Below are 17,722 nucleotides of genomic sequence, written 5' to 3'. Positions count from 1 at the left end.
ACTCACCTGCGTATTATCATCGTTACTACCTCAGTGGCTCCCTGGCAGGAGCCGCTTTTATTTTGTTGGTAGCTTGTTTTCACCGCTCAATCCTGCGCATATACTTAGCGCCAGTCAAATGGAAATAACGATAAATGAGCGAGTGAAACATGGATACTCTTACCCAACAACCCTATTTTTGGCCGTCAGCGGCGCAGCGTATCATTGAGGGCTGCGAAGTGAATATCGCACCCGCCACCGAACAGGCCTTAATGACGTGGCTTCGCGCATTATCACCGGGCGATCAGGTCGCTCATGCCGTCTTTTTCCTCCAGCAAGAGGGGGAGGAAACCAGTGCGATAGACCATCTTCTTTTCTTGATAGATCTGGTGTTATCAAACGTTGTTGAACTGGAATCTGACGGTACGTCTTTCTCTGTATCGCGGATTAACCCTTATTCCGATGACGTTGTCAGCCGCGAATTTATCCGGCGGCCTATCGCTTATTTCAATGCGATAGAGCTTTCCCTGCCTGAGGTTATCTCTACTAATATTGGCGATATTCAGGTGATTGAGGCCATCGAAGAAAGCCTGGTCTCCCTGGCATCGCGTAAATTTATCTCCTCTACGCTTGGGCAAGAAGACAGTTCGCTGGCGTTTATTATTCGCCCCGTGTTTGAACTGGCGTTTAAATCCCGATTTGGGGCCAGCGCGTGAGCTATTCAGAACAGGATATTTTTGACTTTATTTGCGCGCACTTTAACGGCAACCCACAACGCTACGCGAGCAACTTTAACTTTTCGGCCTGCGAGCTATGGCTGTGCAATGAAATTTGCAACATTGCTAACTTTGAACTGCTGAACCGTAGCGACGAAAACCTGTTTTTGTATAACGAAGATCATAAACGAGATTTGAGCCTGTACGCTCACCGCAGCAACGGCTACGATGAACTGCTACACCATATTGAAGTGAAACTGATTTATCCCACCACCAAATCGGTGTCAGATAACGCCATCGCGTTATTATTGAATAAGCTACGCAGCGCTAATCCGAACAATAAAAACAGCGGCTGGATCTTTCTGGTCTGGACGAGCGATCATAAATACCTGAATCGCTACTCTGCTAACGATTTCTTTGCTCAGAAAACAAGAGATATTGAAAGCACGTTGCAGCAGGCTGATCCACAGTATGTTATTACGCATCGCGCCGAATTTGTTGACGGTACTCTCCGTTGGAAAGGTCAAGATAAGCGAATAACGGTTAAAGCGCTGGCCATCAGGCCGGTCAAATCAATCATCGATGCTTTTCATGACGTGAAAGTTGAGTATTCAAAAGCCTTTGAATTGCTGCAAAACGCCTAGGTTCAACCTTAGATATGTGGCCGAGAATACACAGATACTTTACACCGTTTATTAATAGCAGGTAGGATGCTTCGCGGCAGTTTTATCCCTATACGGACAATCAATGTGAATGCGTTGGTATTGACAAAGAACGTAGGGAAAACTGTGCAGGCGACAGCGAATAATCGTTCCATCCGCTGCGCCTAAAGCATCCTTTTTGTCGGACAGGTCAACAGGAAAATAATGGAAACACAAAACACACAGGCTGCGGAGCAACACGCGGCAAAACGACGCTGGTTAAACTCGCACGAAGAGGGCTACCACAAAGCGATGGGGAACCGTCAGGTGCAAATGATCGCCATCGGCGGCGCAATCGGCACCGGATTGTTCCTTGGCGCAGGCGCGCGCTTGCAAATGGCTGGCCCCGCGCTGGCGCTGGTTTATCTGGTCTGCGGTATTTTCTCCTTCTTTATTCTTCGCGCACTGGGCGAACTGGTATTACACCGCCCATCCAGCGGCAGCTTTGTCTCGTATGCCCGTGAGTTTCTCGGCGAAAAAGCCGCTTACGTCGCAGGCTGGATGTATTTTGTGAACTGGGCGATGACTGGCATTGTCGATATCACCGCTGTTGCGCTGTATATGCATTACTGGGGCGCATTTGGTGATGTGCCGCAGTGGGTTTTTGCGCTGGGCGCGTTGGCGATTGTCGGCACCATGAACATGATAGGCGTGAAGTGGTTTGCCGAAATGGAGTTCTGGTTCGCACTGATAAAAGTGCTGGCTATCGTTGTCTTCCTGGTGGTGGGAACCGTCTATTTGGGTAGCGGAAAACCACTGGATGGCAATGCGACCGGCTTCCACCTCATTACCGATAACGGGGGATTCTTCCCTCATGGCCTGCTGCCTGCGCTGGTGCTGGTACAAGGCGTGGTGTTTGCGTTCGCGTCTATTGAACTGGTGGGAACGGCGGCGGGGGAGTGTAAAGACCCGCAGACGATGGTGCCAAAAGCTATCAACAGCGTTATCTGGCGTATTGGCCTGTTCTACGTCGGTTCCGTGGTGCTGCTGGTGCTGTTGCTGCCGTGGAATGCCTACCAGGCGGGGCAAAGCCCGTTCGTTACCTTCTTCTCTAAGTTGGGCGTACCGTATATCGGCAGCATTATGAATATCGTGGTGCTGACGGCCGCGCTTTCTAGCCTGAACTCTGGCCTGTACTGCACCGGGCGTATTTTGCGCTCGATGGCGATGGGCGGTTCCGCGCCAAAATTCATGGGGAAAATGAGCCGCCAGCATGTCCCGTATGCCGGGATTATGGCTACCCTGGTGGTGTATGTCGTCGGGGTATTCCTGAACTACCTGGTACCGTCCCAGGTCTTTGAAATCGTGCTGAACTTTGCATCATTGGGGATCATCGCTTCCTGGGCGTTTATCATGGTCTGCCAGTTGCGCTTACGTAAGGCGATCAAAGAAGGGAAGGCCGCAGACGTCGGCTTCAAGCTGCCTGGCGCACCGTTTACCTCATGGTTAACGCTGTTATTCTTGCTGAGTGTGCTGGTGCTGATGGCGTTTGATTACCCTAACGGAACGTACACTATTGCTTCGCTGCCGCTGATTGCCATCTTGCTGGTTGCCGGTTGGTTTGGGGTGCGTAAGCGGGTTGCTGAAGTTCAACGTACCGCGCCGTAATAACCAAAAAGGGCTGACAATGTCATAATGCTGGTCAGTTAAGGGGATTTCTACTTTTAGTATCGCCGCCAGTTGCGCTCTTTTTTTACGCCATGCCCTAAACATGCTCGGGCGCACAGAGCGCGCAAGGGGCGGCCAGTCGCCGCCGCCCCCTGCACCCCCGGTCTCCGGCGGCAAAATCGTCGCTTCGCGATGCCCTCAGCTTATCTCTTGCGGCTTTCGGGTCGGGCGCGAGGCAACATCCCTGTAAAGCCGCGCCCTCAGCCCACATCCCTGTGGGCTGCCCCGGCCTCCAGAGAACGCTTCGGCGATTCAGACGCCACCCACGTCAGTGCGGTCTTTGAATGAACAGCCAGAACCAGAGTTGCTGAAACCGATGAGTTCCCCTTGACCCGTTCACAGGAACAGAGGCTTCATGTTCTACAAAACATCAGGTGAACGGAATGTGGCGCTTAACTGACAATGTCAGGCCTTTATTAATGCCGATTACTCACCAGAGGTTGTTAACCGCGCTTATTTTCTGCTGCTATATTTATTGCGCTTGTGCTCATACAGCAGTTCATCGGATTTTAACATCGCGTCTTCTAAGGTATCGGTACGGCGCAGTTGGTAGGCCCCGTAGGAGAACGACACCATTTTCTCTTTATCAATAATGGCCAGTCTTTCCTGTGCACGAGCAATAATCTCGTGAGATCTCCCCAGCGTATTATCGATAAGAATCAGGCTAAACTCATCACCGCCCAGGCGGATGCCGTAATCGCTTTTACGGATGGATTGTGCGAGCGCCATACCGAGATACTGAATCGCTTTATCACCCATATGGTGGCCCAGCGTATCGTTGATCCGTTTCAAGCCATCGCTATCGATAGCCACGACCGTCACGGCGATATTTTTACTGACCAGATCGCGAATTTTATCGCTTAACTCTGGCGTGATGATTTTCCTGTTATACAGGCCGGTCATCGCATCTGTAATGTTATCTTTTGATAGCGAAGTCTGTCGTAGGAACTGGCTTTTCGTGTAGCGGCAAAGCAGTAGCGTGCTCAGAATGTAAAACATAAACAGCCACAGCATACTGATAACCATGTATAGGCCATCTAATTTAACGTGTAGCGTGTAATAGCGAGTCATGTCTTCCTGATGACTTAGCGCATAGAACGTTTTGTATTTAGGTGCGTGGAAGTTGATTCGATCACCGGTTTCTTTGTCGGTTACGTACAGGGAAATAAACTTCCACAGGAATGGGCGATCTTCGGTAAAGAAGGAGGATGCCAGATTGCTGATATTCACATCGGTTAAAAATACACCTTTCATTACACCGCTACGATATACCGGGGTTAACATACTGATAATATTCTGGTGGGTATAACCATCACGGTAAATATGAGAGGTAATACTTTCGCCCTTAAATAAGTCATCGAGAGCCGCATCATCGATTTTAATAGTGTGCGCACGATGAATAATGTTTATTTCATGTTTATTATCGACTAACCAGTTGTTAAATGTGTAATGGTTGCTATCGACCAGTTTATTAATGTAAATGTAGTTGTTATCCAGGTCGATGTAATAGTGAGTGTTGTTGAAAATATGCCCAGTGTAGTTGGAAAAACTGTATTTTCCTGATGCATAGTTATAGGTCTTATTGATTGTCGCCAGCGCAGGAATATCATTTGCCCATCCGGTACAGGACGGTTTTTTTGTCTGTAGCGTGCCGTCCAGCAACGGGGTGGTTTTGCCTGTCAGGTTCAGGCCGAAGATATCACCGACATGTTCCAGGCGTTGGCAGGCAGCCTCTACCTCTTTGTCTTGCTCCGTTTTGTGAGATGTGGAATAGGAAAATTCCTTTGATAACTCTGAGGAGATCTTAAGGTTAATAAACTCCTCATAAAACAGCGCCGATTTGCCGTTCTCAACGATGTAGCCCATGTACCCCTGTACGCTACGCAGTTCATGAATAAAGATAAATGAGAATAGTGATGTCGTGAGTGCAATGATGATGGCAATTGCTGTGATGTATTTTTTCTGTGACAAAACGATTAATCCCTTTATCCGTTAATTATCGTGCAAAAACTTGCGTAATTATAGCATTTAAAATCCGACTGCTCATGAAAAATAGACTTAGCAAAAATAGTTGTATCGCTAATAATTAATGCATAATCGTCTTTTTTCTATTGACATTGAGGAAATGCCGTAGACAAAACATTACATTAAAAGCGCTTGCACACAGGGGCAGATTGTTTATGATGCGAATGTCCTGAATTTTATGGTTAGTTATGCGTAATCGTCCGCTCCTCGGTAAATGGTTTTTGATAGTGACCTGCCTGGCTATGGCTCTCTGCCTTGCTCAGCGGGCGGTCTATCTGCACCATTTTCTTCAGCAGGCGGGGCAAACGACTCAGGTCGTCACTCAACCCACAGCGGATGATGCCGCTCATGGCCCATCGCCATGCCAGCTCAGCGCCAACTCCTTATTCTGCGCGCAGCCTATTTTCTTTGATGGCGCGTTACCTGCCGTCATCATCTTCCTCGCCTTATTGCAACTGTTCACGCCGCTTCGCCGCGCCGCGTTTCGCGACGAGGTCGTACGGCCCCCCAGACTCAAAATCCATCTGCAAAACTGCGTTTTTCGTGAATGAGTAATCGCCTTCTGGTCGATTAATTACTTATTCACGGAGAAAAAAATGCTGACACTTTTCAGGGGATTGCTTCTCCTGTTGCTGTCCGCTATGAGCATGGCTCATGCGGCAGACACAGGATGGCTGACCTCCCCACAGAACGATCACGCCAGGGTTCGTTTCCAGGCGGAAAAAAACCAAGACCACATCAACGGCCTGCTTCAGGTTGAGCTGGAATCAGGATGGAAAACCTACTGGCGCTCGCCGGGGGAAGGCGGCGTTGCGCCTGAAATCAACTGGGCAAATGGCGCAAAAGCGCAGTGGCATTGGCCGGTTCCCTCGCGGTTTGATATTTCGGGACTGACCACTCAGGGCTATCACAAGCAAGTCACTATCCCGATAGTTATCACCGGTAATCCAGGCGATAGCCTGGACGGCACGCTGACTTTATCGACGTGCAGCAATGTCTGTTTGCTAACGGATTACCCGCTGCATCTTGATCTGCGCGCGCCGGTTGCGCCGGATTTCCCGCAGGCTTTCGCGCAAGCGATGCAAGCCATCCCTGGCAATAGCGGGGTGGCGGAAAACCTCTCTGCACACTTGAGCGGCGACAAACTGGTGATTACCGGAACGGCGACTGGAGTGTGGCGTGCGCCGGAAATCTATTTCGACACCATCGACGGCGATGTCATGCCCGGCGAGCCACGGGTGAAAACACAGGGCGGGGAGTTGACGATTACCGCGCCAGTCACCGATGAGTGGGGCGAAAAGCCGACCACGTTGGCGGGTAAAACGCTCACCGTCGTGCTCGCCGATAACGGCACCGCGCAACAAACCACGCTGACGCTCGGGGCTGACTCGCCAACGCCGGTGGACGGCGATGACGCAAACCTACCGCTGTGGCAGATGCTGCTGTTTGCGCTGCTCGGCGGCTTGATTCTCAACCTGATGCCGTGCGTCTTGCCGGTAATGGGGATGAAGCTCAACACGGTGCTGCATTCCGGGGCGGATACCCGCAGTGTCAGGCTGCGTTTTCTGGCCACTAGCGCCGGGATCCTGACCTCGTTTGCCTTGCTGGCGTTGATGGTTACAGTACTCAAACTGACCGGCGCTTCGCTTGGGTGGGGGATCCAGTTCCAGAACCCGTGGTTTATTGGCCTGATGGTTGCCGTCACGTTCATTTTTTCGCTGAATTTGTTTGGCGCTTTCGAAATGCTCTTACCCGCCAGATTGAGCGGGCGTATGGCGACGGCGGGGGGCAACGGAGGGCTGGGCAGTTTCTGCGAAGGCGTGTTCGCCACCTTGCTGGCAACGCCGTGTTCCGCACCGTTTCTGGGGACGGCGGTGGCCTTCGCGCTGGCGGCATCGCTACCCACGCTGTGGCTGATGTTCATTATGCTGGGGCTGGGCATGGCAACTCCGTGGCTGCTGGTGGCACTCTTACCCAAAATGGCGCTGTGGCTGCCGCGCCCCGGGCGCTGGATGCTGACGCTGAAAACGATTCTGGCGCTGATGATGCTCGCCTCCAGCCTGTGGTTGGCGTCGTTGCTCAGCCCGCATTTAGGGGCGGTGGTGAGTGGTGGCCTGGTGTTGCTGCTAACGGTTGCCGCGTTGGTGGCGTTTTTCTTCACCGGCAAACGGGCGACGGCGCTGTTCTGGCTGGTGATTATGGCGCTGGCGGCTTTTGGCGGTTACCAGATTCGCGGCCTGGTGCAGTCGGCATCGGGGACAACTTCCCCGAATACCGTCAGCCAATCTATTCATTGGCAGCCGCTTAGTGAAGAGGCGATTACCCAGGCGCTGGCGCAGGGTAAACGGGTGTTTGTGGATATTTCTGCCGACTGGTGTGTGACCTGCAAAGTCAATGATATCAGGGTATTGAATCAGACTGAGGTTATTGATGCGCTAAACCAGGCTGATGTGGTGGCGCTGCGCGGCGACTGGAGTAAACCCTCCGCCGACATCACCGCATTTCTGCAAGCCCGACACCGTTATGCCATCCCGTTCAATCAAATTTATGGGCCAGGACTGCCTGCGGGAGAGATTCTGCCGCCACTGCTGGATAAACAAACGCTCCTGAGCGCCCTTCAGAATGCTAAAGGCTAATTTGCCATGATAAAGACATTATTTACCCTGTTACTGCTGGCGGCCTCGCTGTCTGCCACCGCCGCACCCGCACTCACGCCTGCGCAAGAGGCTCGGGTACAAGAATTAGTGCAGGAAACGCTGCTCAACCACCCAGAGATCCTGGCCGCTGTGGCGGACAAGCTCGACCAGCAAAATGCCCAGTCGGGCCAGCAGCAAATCAGCAGCGTGATTGCACAGAACAAAGACTTTCTGTATCACGATGTCAACTCGCCGCGAATGGGGTCGGCAAAACCGCGCCTGACGCTGGTCGTATTCACCGACTATAACTGCCCGTACTGCAAAAAATTTGACCCGTATCTGGAGAAAATTGTCGCGAAATATCCTGATGTCGCCGTGGTATTTAAATTTTTACCTTACCGCTCGCCAAGTTCGCTCACCGCAGCGCGAGACGCGCTGACCGTGTGGCGAACTCACCCTGAACAGTTCTTCAAATTTAACGCTATCCTGATGGCGAAAAAGGGGTATCACGACGACGCCAGTATTACCTCGGCGAAAAAGAAAGCGGCGGTAAATGTCACGACGCCGGACGATCAAAGCCTCGACACCATTAAACAAAGCCTGATGTTGGCACAACAGTTGGGTATTCAGGGGACGCCAGCCACGCTGGTGGGCGATGAGTTACTTTCCGGTTGGCTTCCTTTTGAACAATTTGATGCTATGGTCAGCGATGCGCTGAAAAAACAATAACCCACGAACTCGGGGGAGTGTTCCCCCGATTAATGAGACGCAATGATGAAAACTTTTATCTTAATAGCTTCATTAACTCTTTCTGGCCTGGTTCACGCACAAGACGCGATTCCTGATATCGTAAAACGCTTTGGTGAGCAGCAGAAAATTACCAATCTGAAAGCCATTAATGCCCCCGGAGGCATGAAAAGCTGGGTGGGACAATATCAGGATATGGGCGTTAACTTATTCCTGACGCCGGATGGTAAGCATGTCGTTTCGGGCTATTTATATGACGAAAATGGTAAAAACCTGAGCGAGGGTTTTTTCACCAGTGAAATATACACCCCGCTGGGGCGAGAAATGTGGCAGAAATTAATTCAGGCGAAGTCGATTAAAGAAGGGCCGGATTCTGCCGCGCGCAAAGTGGTGGTATTTGCTGACCCGTTTTGCCCGTACTGCAAAACGTTCTGGGCTGCTGCCCAGCCGTGGGTAGATGCCGGTAAAGTGCAGCTCAACACGCTGTTGGTTGCCTTCCTTGACCCGAAAAGCGGGCGCAACGCCACGGCTATACTCAACGCGAAAGACCCGGTCAGCGCCTGGCGTGATTATGAATTGTCAGGCGGGAAAAAACTGCCCGCGTTTACAGGCACGACGCCGCGTGAAACCTTTAATCTGTTGCAGCAAAACCAGAAAATGATGGATGACCTGGGTGCAAACGCCACACCAGCCATTTATTACATGAATGAAAATAACGAGCTTCAGCAGGTTGTCGGTATGCCCGATGAAAACCAACTGGTGGCGATGTTCGGCCCGCGTCCATAGTTGATCGTTGCCACTAGCCGGATGGCGCTGCGCTTATCCGGCCTACAGGCTGTCTGCGACGGTGAAATATTATTTGTAGGCCTGATAAGGCGTAAGCCGCCATCAGGCATGGCTGTGACACTGCCGGATGGCGCTGCGCTTATCCGGCCTACAGGCTGGCTGCGACGGTGATATTTTTTTGTAGGCCTGATAAGGCGCTAGCCGCCATCAGGCATGGCTGTGACACTGCCGGATGGCGCTACGCTTATCCGGCCTACAGGCTGTCTGCGACGGTGAAATATTATTTGTAGGCCTGATAAGGCGTAAGCCGCCATCAGGCATGGCTGTGACATTGCCGGGTGGCGGCGACGGTGATATATCAAGATGCGGCCACAAAAATAGGGTTAACCCTTTACGGAATTATAAAGAATGCGGGGGAAGTTCATTTCCCCTGCATTTTCCCTGTATTCGGGGAAATTAAACTTCCTGTGTGATTTAATATTTCGCGCGCTGAACGTTATTTTCGGATAAAGAGTATTGTATCTGCAATTTTATTGCGCCAGGACAAAATGTCCCACACGGAACTATCGGTATGGTAAGTTTTTGAATTTGTACCTATTAACCCGGATATAATGAAAAACGGTTTTTTAATTTTTGTTCTGAGTCTATTTTCCGCCCCTGTCTGGGCGCTGGATTTCACATCAACGGCATTGCAACTGAACTGCCCATCGCGGGGGAAAGTTGAAATTATCCTGCATGTCTATGACCACGTTTCGATACTGTGGAAAGATAATTATGAGGTGGGGGCAGGCCATCGAGTGCGCGATGGTGTTGAATTTGTCACCTTCGCCAACGGCGACCTGTTTATCCATAAAAATACCACTAACGAGTATTTCCTTCGCTACTCCGGGACCTCAGCACTCCAGCGCTGTATGGTGCTATCGGAAGCCCCGGTATATGTGTACTCGCTGCCTTATCAACATTAAGCGTTTATTGCGGCTGGCGCTCAATGTCTATTTGTTGCAGGTTATTCTCAGCCCAGCTAATAAAGGCTTTCTTCGCCAGCGCCTTACTGTATAACCAGCCCTGGCCGGATTGCACACCGTGCTCAAATAGCCAGTCGCGCTGGCTGGTGGTTTCAATACCTTCCGCCACCATGGTGAGATCCAGCGATTTTGCCATTTCAATGATATGGCTGGTAACAGGGTTATCTTCCAGCGTATCGACAAACGCTTTGTCGATTTTCAACGTATCCACCTCCAGATTCTGAAGGTAGCTCAGGCTAGAGTAGCCCACGCCGAAGTCGTCGATATAAATCGCGTGGCCCAGTTCTCGATACGCCTGGAGCACCGGTCGTGCCGTTTGTGGCGCGACTAAATCGCGCTCGGTGAGTTCCAGCACTATCTGTTTGGGCTGTAGTTTCCAGTGCTGGATCTGTTGGTGAATCAGCGTCGGGAGCGTGGGGGAGCTGAGATCATCGGCGGTAATATTAATCGAAATATATTGCTGAGGATGCTGGGAAAGCCACTTGCCCATGTCCTCGAAAACACAGCGTACGATGTGCTCAGTCAGCTGCCGCATCACACCGGTTTGCTCTGCAATGGCGATAAACAGATCCGGGCGCAGCCACCGGCCATCCGCCTGCTGCCAGCGGGCAAGGGCTTCCGCGCCAACAATGCGTCCGCTTTTCAGCGACACCACCGGTTGATAATGCACGCAAATTTCTTTGGACTTGATAGCATCCAGAATCCGCTGATGCGACGATTGCAGACGGCGCAGAAGGCGCAGTATCAGGAATGAGGCCAGTAAGCTCAGCAATACGCCCACCGGCAGCCAGATTAACAGTTGACGATACCAGTTGTGGGCCAGGGTATGGGTGGATGACCAGGTCAGCAGAATAGCGCCCATTTCCGGCAGGTCCCGCTGTTTAAATACGGTATTGTTATCTTCCAGCACCGGCTGAAAGACGCGCAGACGTTTCTGCCAGATCTCGCGGTCGACAGGGTAGTTGCTGGCCATAACGCGGTGATTATAGTGGGTAATCAGCGCCGCATGGATTGGATAAGTGGTATCCGGCAGTACATCAAGCAGCGACTCCGGGTCGATAACCGTCATGTATTTGCCTTTACTCACCGCCAGCATCACTTCATCCGTTTGCAGATCGTGACGGGTGGTAAGCCAGACGCGGTAGCCCTCTGGAGTGGTAAATTCCGAGCCAGGAACCGGGCTTGATAACGCGTTGCTCAGCAGTTCACACGACGATTTGTTCTTCTCAAGATAATAGACGCGTTGAATATACTGATGGATGTAGGACATTTTCTGGATCTGTTGCAGGTGTTCCTGGCTGCACGGTTTGCCCTGAAAACCGTTCATTTCATCAAGCGTTTCTTTGATCTGCTGCTTCACCCGCACGCTACGCGCCAGCACTCGTTCGACGTAGTTATCCATCTCTTTATTAAAAAGCTCATTCGCCTGGCGATCGGCTAACCATAGACTCAGCGCAATAGGTAAAAAAATAGAAATAATCAGCACGCCTGTGATCAGGCCCATCAGACGCTGAGTGGTCATCATCGCTCCTTTAGCGCGCAAGCGGGTGGTCATCTGAGGGGAGCTACCTGGTATAACCAGACAAGTCCTTCAATGTATATCAATAGAGATATTGTACCTATTATTAGAACTTATTCGTATCGTTTGGTATTAAAGCGCGGAATCGTTATTCATTTGCTGCACAGACAATTTGATTTTTACCGCGATTTTTAGCCACGTATAGCAGGCTATCGGCGCGAGCTATCAACTCGTTGCTGCCCATTTTTTGCTTCATGCATACGCCACCGCTGAAACTCACGTTTAAATCAATCTCACGGAAACGGCGCTGAACGCAACTCTCTCGCCAGTGGTTGAGATACTCCTGCGCCTTGTGGAGCGTCATGCCGTGGAACAGCACTGCAATTTCCTCGCCGCCATAGCGGTAAAGAGTAATGTTATCCAGGCCGCGCAGACGCTGGCCGATTTCAGCCACCGCTTTGAGCACCATATCGCCAGTGGCATGACCATAGCTGTCGTTAATATGTTTAAAATTATCGATATCAATCAGTGCCAGACACAGGTCATCTGTGTCCTGATGCACTTCAAGATCGTTATCGAACGCGCGACGATTTCCCAATGAGGTCAAGCTGTCGGTCAGCGCTTCATTTTTGATGATTTCCTGCTGTAGCGTGGCGTTGTTAATTTCTTCATACAGCAGTTGCTCGGAGGCCTTTTTTTCAATGCTGCCGTTACGGATCCCGTTGGCGATGCGCAGATAAAGCGCGTTCAACGCGTTGCGTACCGACCACCAGCAGATAAACAGAGCGATAAGCGCAAAGAGCATACAGAGCAGGATGTTGACACATTTGCTAAACACCTGAGCGTTTAAGTTCCTGGCGGGAACTTCGTGCATCACGAACCAGCCTGTGCTGCTGATCGCGCTGTAAAAGTACCAGCAATCATTCTGCGCAAGATAGAAAAAGTCGTGTTTTTTATTGATTTGTTCCGTTAGTGCTTTTAGTGCCAGCGGGCTGATTTCGCCATTCATGCTGTCAACCTGCTGGCCGTGAGCATCGATAAGCCAGGTGCGACCGAGCAGCGGCGAATAGGTGGTATTCAGCATATATTCGCTGGAATCGGTATTCAGGCGAATCGCCAGCACGCCCATTTTCTCACCGTCGGCGCTGCTCACTAACGCTTTTGACAGTGTCAGCGTCTTATGTCCATCCTCAAAAATATCCTGACTACTGGTGTAGTGGATGTTTTCAGCATCGTCATGAAGTGCCTGGGTGTACCAAATGTGGATGCGCGGATCGAGCTCTTTTTTCGCGTTTTCGTTCAGCTCAACGTTTGGCAGGCGGATATGGTTGCCGTTGAGGTCGGCGTACACAATAGCCCGCGCATCGGGCATGCTATTGAAACGATCGAACAGCCAATGACGCAATTCCGGATCAATCGTGCTGTGTTTGGTCTGCTCCATCTGGCGCAAAGTCTCATCCATCATGACCGCGTAGCCGGAGAGGTATTTCTCAGCAAAAGAGGAGAGCGTCTGAACGTATCTGACACTTTGTCGCTGGTAGGTTGATTTTACATCAGACCACTGAAGGGTTATCACCAATGAGCTTGCGGCGACGAAGACGAATGTGGTCACGAGGAAGCAAATATTTAATGGCCGACGAAAGTTTAGACTTTGAATCACAGCTTTTTCCAAAAGCATAATAAACATATCCTTTAGAACAAGAACATATGTTTGAAATATGTTGATGTCCGTTTAGCGATCAAAAATATAACGTTCTGGCTCTGCTTGGTGAGATGGAAAGCACCGTAGGGTGAGGCCATTTTTTAATGGTGACGTATGGTACAGCTGAGAAAATTAATTGTCAAAGTCGATTAAAGTCTTTGTTATCGAACGATTAAATCGATCAGCAAAAATATTCATACCATACCAGGTAGAGTCGATCGATAACGTATTATTGATTGGCGAAAACGATCGTCACTTGTAACCCTATTCACAATAGTTTCCTTTGAAAACAAAATGTTATAAATTTCACTTAAGGGCGATTTCACTTTTTTTGAATTATTGTCAGCGTGGTGAAAATAAAATTTTTTATTGCAATGGCGATTATTTCAGCAATTTTATTGGTTTTCTTTGGTTGTGATAAATGCTGTATTTTACGGAAGGTTATTTTCCCATACAAGCGGAATATTAATTTCCCTGCGGAAGCAAATAATTTAAAATCAAGGTGCTGTTGATATATGTGCGAATGAAATTCGCCGATTCGAGGAGTTAAATATAATTAAGTTCGTTAATTCCAGTGGTTATTATAAGAGTTATCCTAATTGACACCTGGGAAAAATGAAAAGAAAGCGGTTACATCTATTATTCTAAATAAGGGAAATTGATTCGGCGGGGGCAAACCTTCCCCATGCAGGGGAAGGTTGAGAGGCAACTTACATGCCAGAGAAGACATTCATGATGATGCCGCCGCTGATAATCAACAGCATGGCAAAAATGGCCGGGAGGTCGGGTTTCTGTTTGTAGAGGATCATGGAGCAGATAGTGACCCCCACGATACCAAAGCCGCACCACAACGAGTAAGCCACGCCAACCGGGATCGTACTCATCGCACGGGTGAGGGCGAAATAGCATAGCGAGTACGCGCACACCACCAGCACCGACGGCCACAACCGGCTGAACCCGTTGGTTTTCTTGATCATGGATGTACCGGTGATTTCAGAACCGATAGACAGCGCCAGCCATAAAAATCCGAGATTAAACATATGCTATTCCTTGTCAGTTAGTTGGCGATTTTTTTATCGAGGGTAGAAACCGGCGTTGGAGGCGTTTCTTCGCTCTCCTCGCTGCCCATTTTGGAGAACAGATTCATAATCACGATGCCGCTGGCGATGATCGCCATGCCGATAATGGCGGCGGTATCAGGGTGCTGGCCGTAAAAAATCATCCCCAGCGTTGACACCATAAGGATCCCAGTTCCAGACCAGGTGGCGTAAGCCAGACCTACCGGAATATCTTTCACCGCGCGTGATAGCGAGTAGTAGCAAATGCAATACAGCACCACAATCAGCGCCAGCAGCAGGGTTTTGGTCATCCCTTCGCTGTTGTCGAACATTTTGAGTGTGGAGGTCGCCGAGGTTTCAGAAAAGATAACCAGCAGCATCCATAGCCAGCATTTTGTTTTAGAAGACATAATCTAAACTCCAGGGTTATTTATCGAGGTAAGGTTATTTTTTTTGTGCTTTCAAAAAATCGACGGCGGCATCGGTCAGCACGGCGTCGGGAGTCTCGGCCAGCGCAGGATTATTGACGATATCTGTGACAGTCAGATAACGGCGCGCGTCACCAGGCGTGGCCGTCGGGCGTTGAACACCAGACGTCAGTTTTTCCAGCAAGCTATTCATGGTACAGAGCACCACGCCACAGCTCTCCAGCCGGGCGAGGGTGGTCTTAACATGTGCCGCATAGGCGCTATCCGTCTGCACGCCGCGCAACTGATTCAGCTCGCTGTGTGGATCGCAGTGATAACGCAGCGCCAGCACCGGAATCCCCGCTAACAGCGCGTCATGCAACCTGCGCGCCACCGGGCTTTGCAGGCTACCGTTCAGCAAATCAGCCGCCAGCGGATAATCGAGAAACGGCAGCAGCAGCGCTTTATAAGGTGCGGCGGGCAGCGCGTTGTGCCACTGCGCGACAGGCAGCATTTCCCCCAGCGCCTGCCACTGCTCGGCATCCTCAATCGCGCCGTCTAACGCCAGATGCAGCGTCTGCCCGCAGCCTGCCAACCGCTGGCGAATCGCGTGGCGATAGCCCTGCGCGGGCGTCACCATCACCAACACCGGCGGTTGCAGGCGCTGGATAATTTGGCTGACCAGACGGTCCAGCTGTTGCTCAGTCATCGTCGCCTCCGTTAGCGAACCAGGGTCACTGGCACGCCGTTTTTAAGCCCAGCGGCGTTTGCCTCTTCGGTATCGATGTGGAATTCGAGGGCGAAATCATCGCGCACTCGCACTACCACTTCATCGAAGGTGAGCTGGCGTTCGCCGTGGCTGCGTACACTCACTTTTTGCCCGTTGCTGACGTTCAAACGGCGGGCATCGGCGGGTGACATATGAATATGCCGCCAGGCGCAAATCACCTGTGAACGTAGCTCGACGTGGCCTGCCGGGCCAATCAGCAACGCGCTACCGGCGTTATCTAATTGCCCCGACTCGCGTACCGGTGCTTTTATGCCGAGGGCAAAACAGTCGGCGCGCGAGACTTCAAGCTGTGAAACCGGGCGAGTGGGGCCGAGCACGCGCACGTGGGTGAGCGAGCCTTTTGGCCCGACGATTGTCACGCACTCCTCGGCGGCAAACTGGCCAGGCTGGCGCAGCGGTTTAAACGGCGTCAGGGTATAGCCCTTGCCGAACAGCGCTTCGACATCAATCTGCGCCAGGTGTACATGGCGGTTAGAAATGCCAACCGGAATCTCCGGCGCGGTATCCACCAGACGTGCGCTGATTTTTTCCTGTAGCAGGGTGTCAATCATGCCTTTTTCCCTTTCTTATTCGCGGCGTGCTTGTCTTCCACGATGGCGGGTGGCGTGGCAGGTTCAGCGGTGGCAGTGGGGGTTTCTGGCTCGGCTTCACGCGGTGCACCAACCGGTTGTGGCGCTCGCGGCGGGTGGCCTTTCAGGTTGCTGAGCGCTTCAACCACGCAGCGTTCCGGGCGGGCGATCACCAGCGATTTCACCTGTTGGTCAGTTGCGCCCGCTACCGCGACACCGCGTTCTATGGCGGTATGAATGGCGCTGATCTCGCCTTCAAAACAGACGCTGACCAACCCTGAACCGACCTTACGATAGCCAATACAGCTCACGCCTGCGGCTTTACAGGCGGCATCGACAGCCTGCACGGCTGCAACCAATCCTCGCGTTTCAATTACGCCTAAACTTTTCATTGTCGGCTCCTGTTAATGACGTACTAAGCGGATATCAAAATCAAATTGGGCAAAAAACGTTTCGAGCTGGTTTAGCTCCTCGACGCTGTACGACGGGTCGTTGAGAATCGGGTAGGGCATCTCCAGTCGTTCATATTTTTTGCGCCCAAGCTGGTGGTACGGCAGCATGTCGATACGGCGGATATTGCCGCGTTTGGCCAGCTTTTGGACGTAGTCAATGGCGCCGGTTATCGCTTCCCATGAGTCGTTGTAGCCGCGCACCAGCGGCATTCGCACAATCACGTTCGCGCCGGAGTCCACCAGCCATTCCAGGTTGCGGCGCACGCCTTCGTTGCCAATGCCAAACAGCGTTTTGTGGTGTTCGCTATCAATCTGCTTAATGTCGAATAAAAAGGTATCGGTGACCGGCGCGAGCTTTTGATAGTTCGCCAGCGGGGTCGTGCCCTGGGTTTCCACGGCGGTGTTAATCATCATTTTTTTGCATTCGCTAAACAGCGCGACGGCAAAATCAGTCTGTAGGCTCATTTCGCCGCCGCCGATGGTCACACCGCCGCCGGAAGAGACGTAAAAGTCATAGTCCTGCATGATGATGTCCATCAGTTCGCTGACGGTGACATCTTTCCCCATGATATCCAGCGCGTTTTGGGTGCAAATCTCCTCGCATTTACGGCAGCCAATGCAGTCTTTGTTACGGTTGACGAAATGCTTCATTTCGCCATTTTCTTCTGCGCGGTAATGAATGCCCGCCGGGCACACATTCACGCAGTCGCCGCAGTTAATGCACTTATCCTGCGAGAACATCACCTGAAACTGGCTGTTCAACCCTTCCGGGTTAGCGCACCACGGGCAGCGAATGTTGCAGCCTTTAAAAAACACCAGTGTGCGAATGCCGTCGCCGTCGTAGATCGAATATTTCTGGATATTAAAAATTCGGCCTGTTAATTCTTGATTATTGCCAATCACGCTTGCCTCCTGAAAACAGCGGACATCCTTGTCCATCAG

The 17,722-nt window shown here is 51.3% G+C and carries 17 protein-coding genes; 8 read left to right on the top strand and 9 right to left on the bottom strand.

Going from position 1 to position 17,722, the window contains the following annotated elements:
* Positions 1 to 149 precede the first annotated feature (149 nt).
* The 3 genes from AC6I4B_RS14670 (at position 150) to ansP (ending at position 3,004) form a co-directional block, all read left to right on the top strand.
* Entirely contained in the window at positions 150 to 695 is a 546-nt protein-coding gene (locus AC6I4B_RS14670) for a hypothetical protein (RefSeq protein WP_497766114.1), read from the top strand.
* The gene (locus AC6I4B_RS14665; protein ID WP_497766113.1) at positions 692 to 1,339 is read left to right on the top strand and encodes a hypothetical protein; all 648 of its coding nucleotides are present in this window, start codon (positions 692 to 694) and stop codon (positions 1,337 to 1,339) included. Before AC6I4B_RS14670 ends, AC6I4B_RS14665 begins: the two co-directional genes overlap by 4 nt.
* A gap of 222 nt (positions 1,340 to 1,561) precedes the next feature.
* The gene (gene ansP / locus AC6I4B_RS14660) at positions 1,562 to 3,004 is read left to right on the top strand and encodes an L-asparagine permease (RefSeq protein ID WP_497766111.1); all 1,443 of its coding nucleotides are present in this window, start codon (positions 1,562 to 1,564) and stop codon (positions 3,002 to 3,004) included.
* 513 nt (positions 3,005 to 3,517) lie between these two features.
* On the opposite strand, the gene dgcJ is transcribed toward ansP, so the two are convergent.
* Positions 3,518 to 5,035 (bottom strand): diguanylate cyclase DgcJ, encoded by a 1,518-nt coding sequence (gene dgcJ / locus AC6I4B_RS14655; protein WP_497766109.1) that lies wholly within the window; start codon positions 5,033 to 5,035, stop codon positions 3,518 to 3,520.
* A gap of 242 nt (positions 5,036 to 5,277) precedes the next feature.
* Here dgcJ and AC6I4B_RS14650 point away from each other — a divergent pair, with 242 nt between their 5' ends.
* The 5 genes from AC6I4B_RS14650 to AC6I4B_RS14630 all read left to right on the top strand — a co-directional run bounded on the left by AC6I4B_RS14650 (position 5,278) and on the right by AC6I4B_RS14630 (position 10,223).
* Positions 5,278 to 5,640 carry a hypothetical protein gene (locus AC6I4B_RS14650; RefSeq protein WP_497766108.1) on the top strand — a complete coding sequence of 121 codons (363 nt, stop codon included), beginning with the start codon at positions 5,278 to 5,280 and terminating at the stop codon, positions 5,638 to 5,640.
* Positions 5,641 to 5,685: 45 nt separating this feature from the next.
* Positions 5,686 to 7,725, top strand: a complete 2,040-nt coding sequence (locus tag AC6I4B_RS14645; RefSeq protein WP_497766106.1) for a protein-disulfide reductase DsbD family protein — start codon at positions 5,686 to 5,688, stop codon at positions 7,723 to 7,725.
* A gap of 6 nt (positions 7,726 to 7,731) precedes the next feature.
* The gene (locus AC6I4B_RS14640; protein ID WP_497766105.1) at positions 7,732 to 8,454 is read left to right on the top strand and encodes a DsbA family protein; all 723 of its coding nucleotides are present in this window, start codon (positions 7,732 to 7,734) and stop codon (positions 8,452 to 8,454) included.
* A gap of 45 nt (positions 8,455 to 8,499) precedes the next feature.
* Positions 8,500 to 9,258 (top strand): thiol:disulfide interchange protein DsbG, encoded by a 759-nt coding sequence (gene dsbG, locus AC6I4B_RS14635; RefSeq protein WP_497772185.1) that lies wholly within the window; start codon positions 8,500 to 8,502, stop codon positions 9,256 to 9,258.
* Positions 9,259 to 9,869: 611 nt separating this feature from the next.
* On the top strand, positions 9,870 to 10,223 hold the full coding sequence (locus AC6I4B_RS14630; protein WP_497766103.1) for a hypothetical protein: 354 nt from the start codon (positions 9,870 to 9,872) through the stop codon (positions 10,221 to 10,223).
* Positions 10,224 to 10,227: 4 nt separating this feature from the next.
* Here AC6I4B_RS14630 and pdeB read toward each other — a convergent pair whose 3' ends face one another.
* The 8 genes from pdeB to cutD form a co-directional block, all read right to left on the bottom strand.
* Positions 10,228 to 11,805 carry a cyclic di-3',5'-guanosine monophosphate phosphodiesterase PdeB gene (gene pdeB / locus AC6I4B_RS14625; protein ID WP_497772183.1) on the bottom strand — a complete coding sequence of 526 codons (1,578 nt, stop codon included), beginning with the start codon at positions 11,803 to 11,805 and terminating at the stop codon, positions 10,228 to 10,230.
* 145 nt (positions 11,806 to 11,950) lie between these two features.
* The gene (locus AC6I4B_RS14620) at positions 11,951 to 13,462 is read right to left on the bottom strand and encodes a sensor domain-containing diguanylate cyclase (RefSeq protein WP_497766101.1); all 1,512 of its coding nucleotides are present in this window, start codon (positions 13,460 to 13,462) and stop codon (positions 11,951 to 11,953) included.
* A 752-nt stretch (positions 13,463 to 14,214) separates the two neighbouring features.
* Positions 14,215 to 14,544 (bottom strand): DMT family transporter, encoded by a 330-nt coding sequence (locus AC6I4B_RS14615; protein WP_497766100.1) that lies wholly within the window; start codon positions 14,542 to 14,544, stop codon positions 14,215 to 14,217.
* 17 nt (positions 14,545 to 14,561) lie between these two features.
* Positions 14,562 to 14,972 carry a DMT family transporter gene (locus AC6I4B_RS14610; protein ID WP_497766098.1) on the bottom strand — a complete coding sequence of 137 codons (411 nt, stop codon included), beginning with the start codon at positions 14,970 to 14,972 and terminating at the stop codon, positions 14,562 to 14,564.
* A gap of 34 nt (positions 14,973 to 15,006) precedes the next feature.
* On the bottom strand, positions 15,007 to 15,678 hold the full coding sequence (locus AC6I4B_RS14605; protein ID WP_497766097.1) for a hypothetical protein: 672 nt from the start codon (positions 15,676 to 15,678) through the stop codon (positions 15,007 to 15,009).
* Between the two features lie 11 nt (positions 15,679 to 15,689).
* Positions 15,690 to 16,310: a phosphate propanoyltransferase gene (locus AC6I4B_RS14600; protein ID WP_497766095.1), complete on the bottom strand. Its 621-nt coding sequence runs from the start codon at positions 16,308 to 16,310 to the stop codon at positions 15,690 to 15,692.
* Entirely contained in the window at positions 16,307 to 16,720 is a 414-nt protein-coding gene (locus tag AC6I4B_RS14595) for a BMC domain-containing protein (RefSeq protein WP_497766094.1), read from the bottom strand. The genes AC6I4B_RS14600 and AC6I4B_RS14595 overlap by 4 nt, the downstream gene beginning before the upstream one ends.
* A 12-nt stretch (positions 16,721 to 16,732) precedes the next feature.
* Positions 16,733 to 17,719, bottom strand: coding sequence for a choline TMA-lyase-activating enzyme (cutD, locus tag AC6I4B_RS14590; protein WP_497766092.1), 987 nt, complete (start codon positions 17,717 to 17,719; stop codon positions 16,733 to 16,735).
* Positions 17,720 to 17,722: the final 3 nt, after the last annotated feature.

This window comes from Kluyvera fluvialis (assembly GCF_059725275.1).
This window is presented reverse-complemented; position numbering and strand designations above follow the sequence as displayed.

What these genes read in the sequence shown, in the direction of transcription:
- AC6I4B_RS14670 (WP_497766114.1), top strand. Translation starts at nt 150, where the DNA reads ATGGATACTCTTACCCAACAACCCTATTTTTGGCCGTCAGCGGCGCAG.
- ansP (WP_497766111.1), top strand. Translation starts at nt 1,562, where the DNA reads ATGGAAACACAAAACACACAGGCTGCGGAGCAACACGCGGCAAAACGA.
- AC6I4B_RS14650 (WP_497766108.1), top strand. Translation starts at nt 5,278, where the DNA reads ATGCGTAATCGTCCGCTCCTCGGTAAATGGTTTTTGATAGTGACCTGC.
- AC6I4B_RS14645 (WP_497766106.1), top strand. Translation starts at nt 5,686, where the DNA reads ATGCTGACACTTTTCAGGGGATTGCTTCTCCTGTTGCTGTCCGCTATG.
- AC6I4B_RS14640 (WP_497766105.1), top strand. Translation starts at nt 7,732, where the DNA reads ATGATAAAGACATTATTTACCCTGTTACTGCTGGCGGCCTCGCTGTCT.
- dsbG (WP_497772185.1), top strand. Translation starts at nt 8,500, where the DNA reads ATGAAAACTTTTATCTTAATAGCTTCATTAACTCTTTCTGGCCTGGTT.
- AC6I4B_RS14630 (WP_497766103.1), top strand. Translation starts at nt 9,870, where the DNA reads ATGAAAAACGGTTTTTTAATTTTTGTTCTGAGTCTATTTTCCGCCCCT.
- pdeB (WP_497772183.1), bottom strand. Translation starts at nt 11,805, where the DNA reads ATGACCACTCAGCGTCTGATGGGCCTGATCACAGGCGTGCTGATTATT.
- AC6I4B_RS14615 (WP_497766100.1), bottom strand. Translation starts at nt 14,544, where the DNA reads ATGTTTAATCTCGGATTTTTATGGCTGGCGCTGTCTATCGGTTCTGAA.
- AC6I4B_RS14610 (WP_497766098.1), bottom strand. Translation starts at nt 14,972, where the DNA reads ATGTCTTCTAAAACAAAATGCTGGCTATGGATGCTGCTGGTTATCTTT.
- AC6I4B_RS14605 (WP_497766097.1), bottom strand. Translation starts at nt 15,678, where the DNA reads ATGACTGAGCAACAGCTGGACCGTCTGGTCAGCCAAATTATCCAGCGC.
- AC6I4B_RS14600 (WP_497766095.1), bottom strand. Translation starts at nt 16,310, where the DNA reads ATGATTGACACCCTGCTACAGGAAAAAATCAGCGCACGTCTGGTGGAT.
- AC6I4B_RS14595 (WP_497766094.1), bottom strand. Translation starts at nt 16,720, where the DNA reads ATGAAAAGTTTAGGCGTAATTGAAACGCGAGGATTGGTTGCAGCCGTG.
- cutD (WP_497766092.1), bottom strand. Translation starts at nt 17,719, where the DNA reads ATGGACAAGGATGTCCGCTGTTTTCAGGAGGCAAGCGTGATTGGCAAT.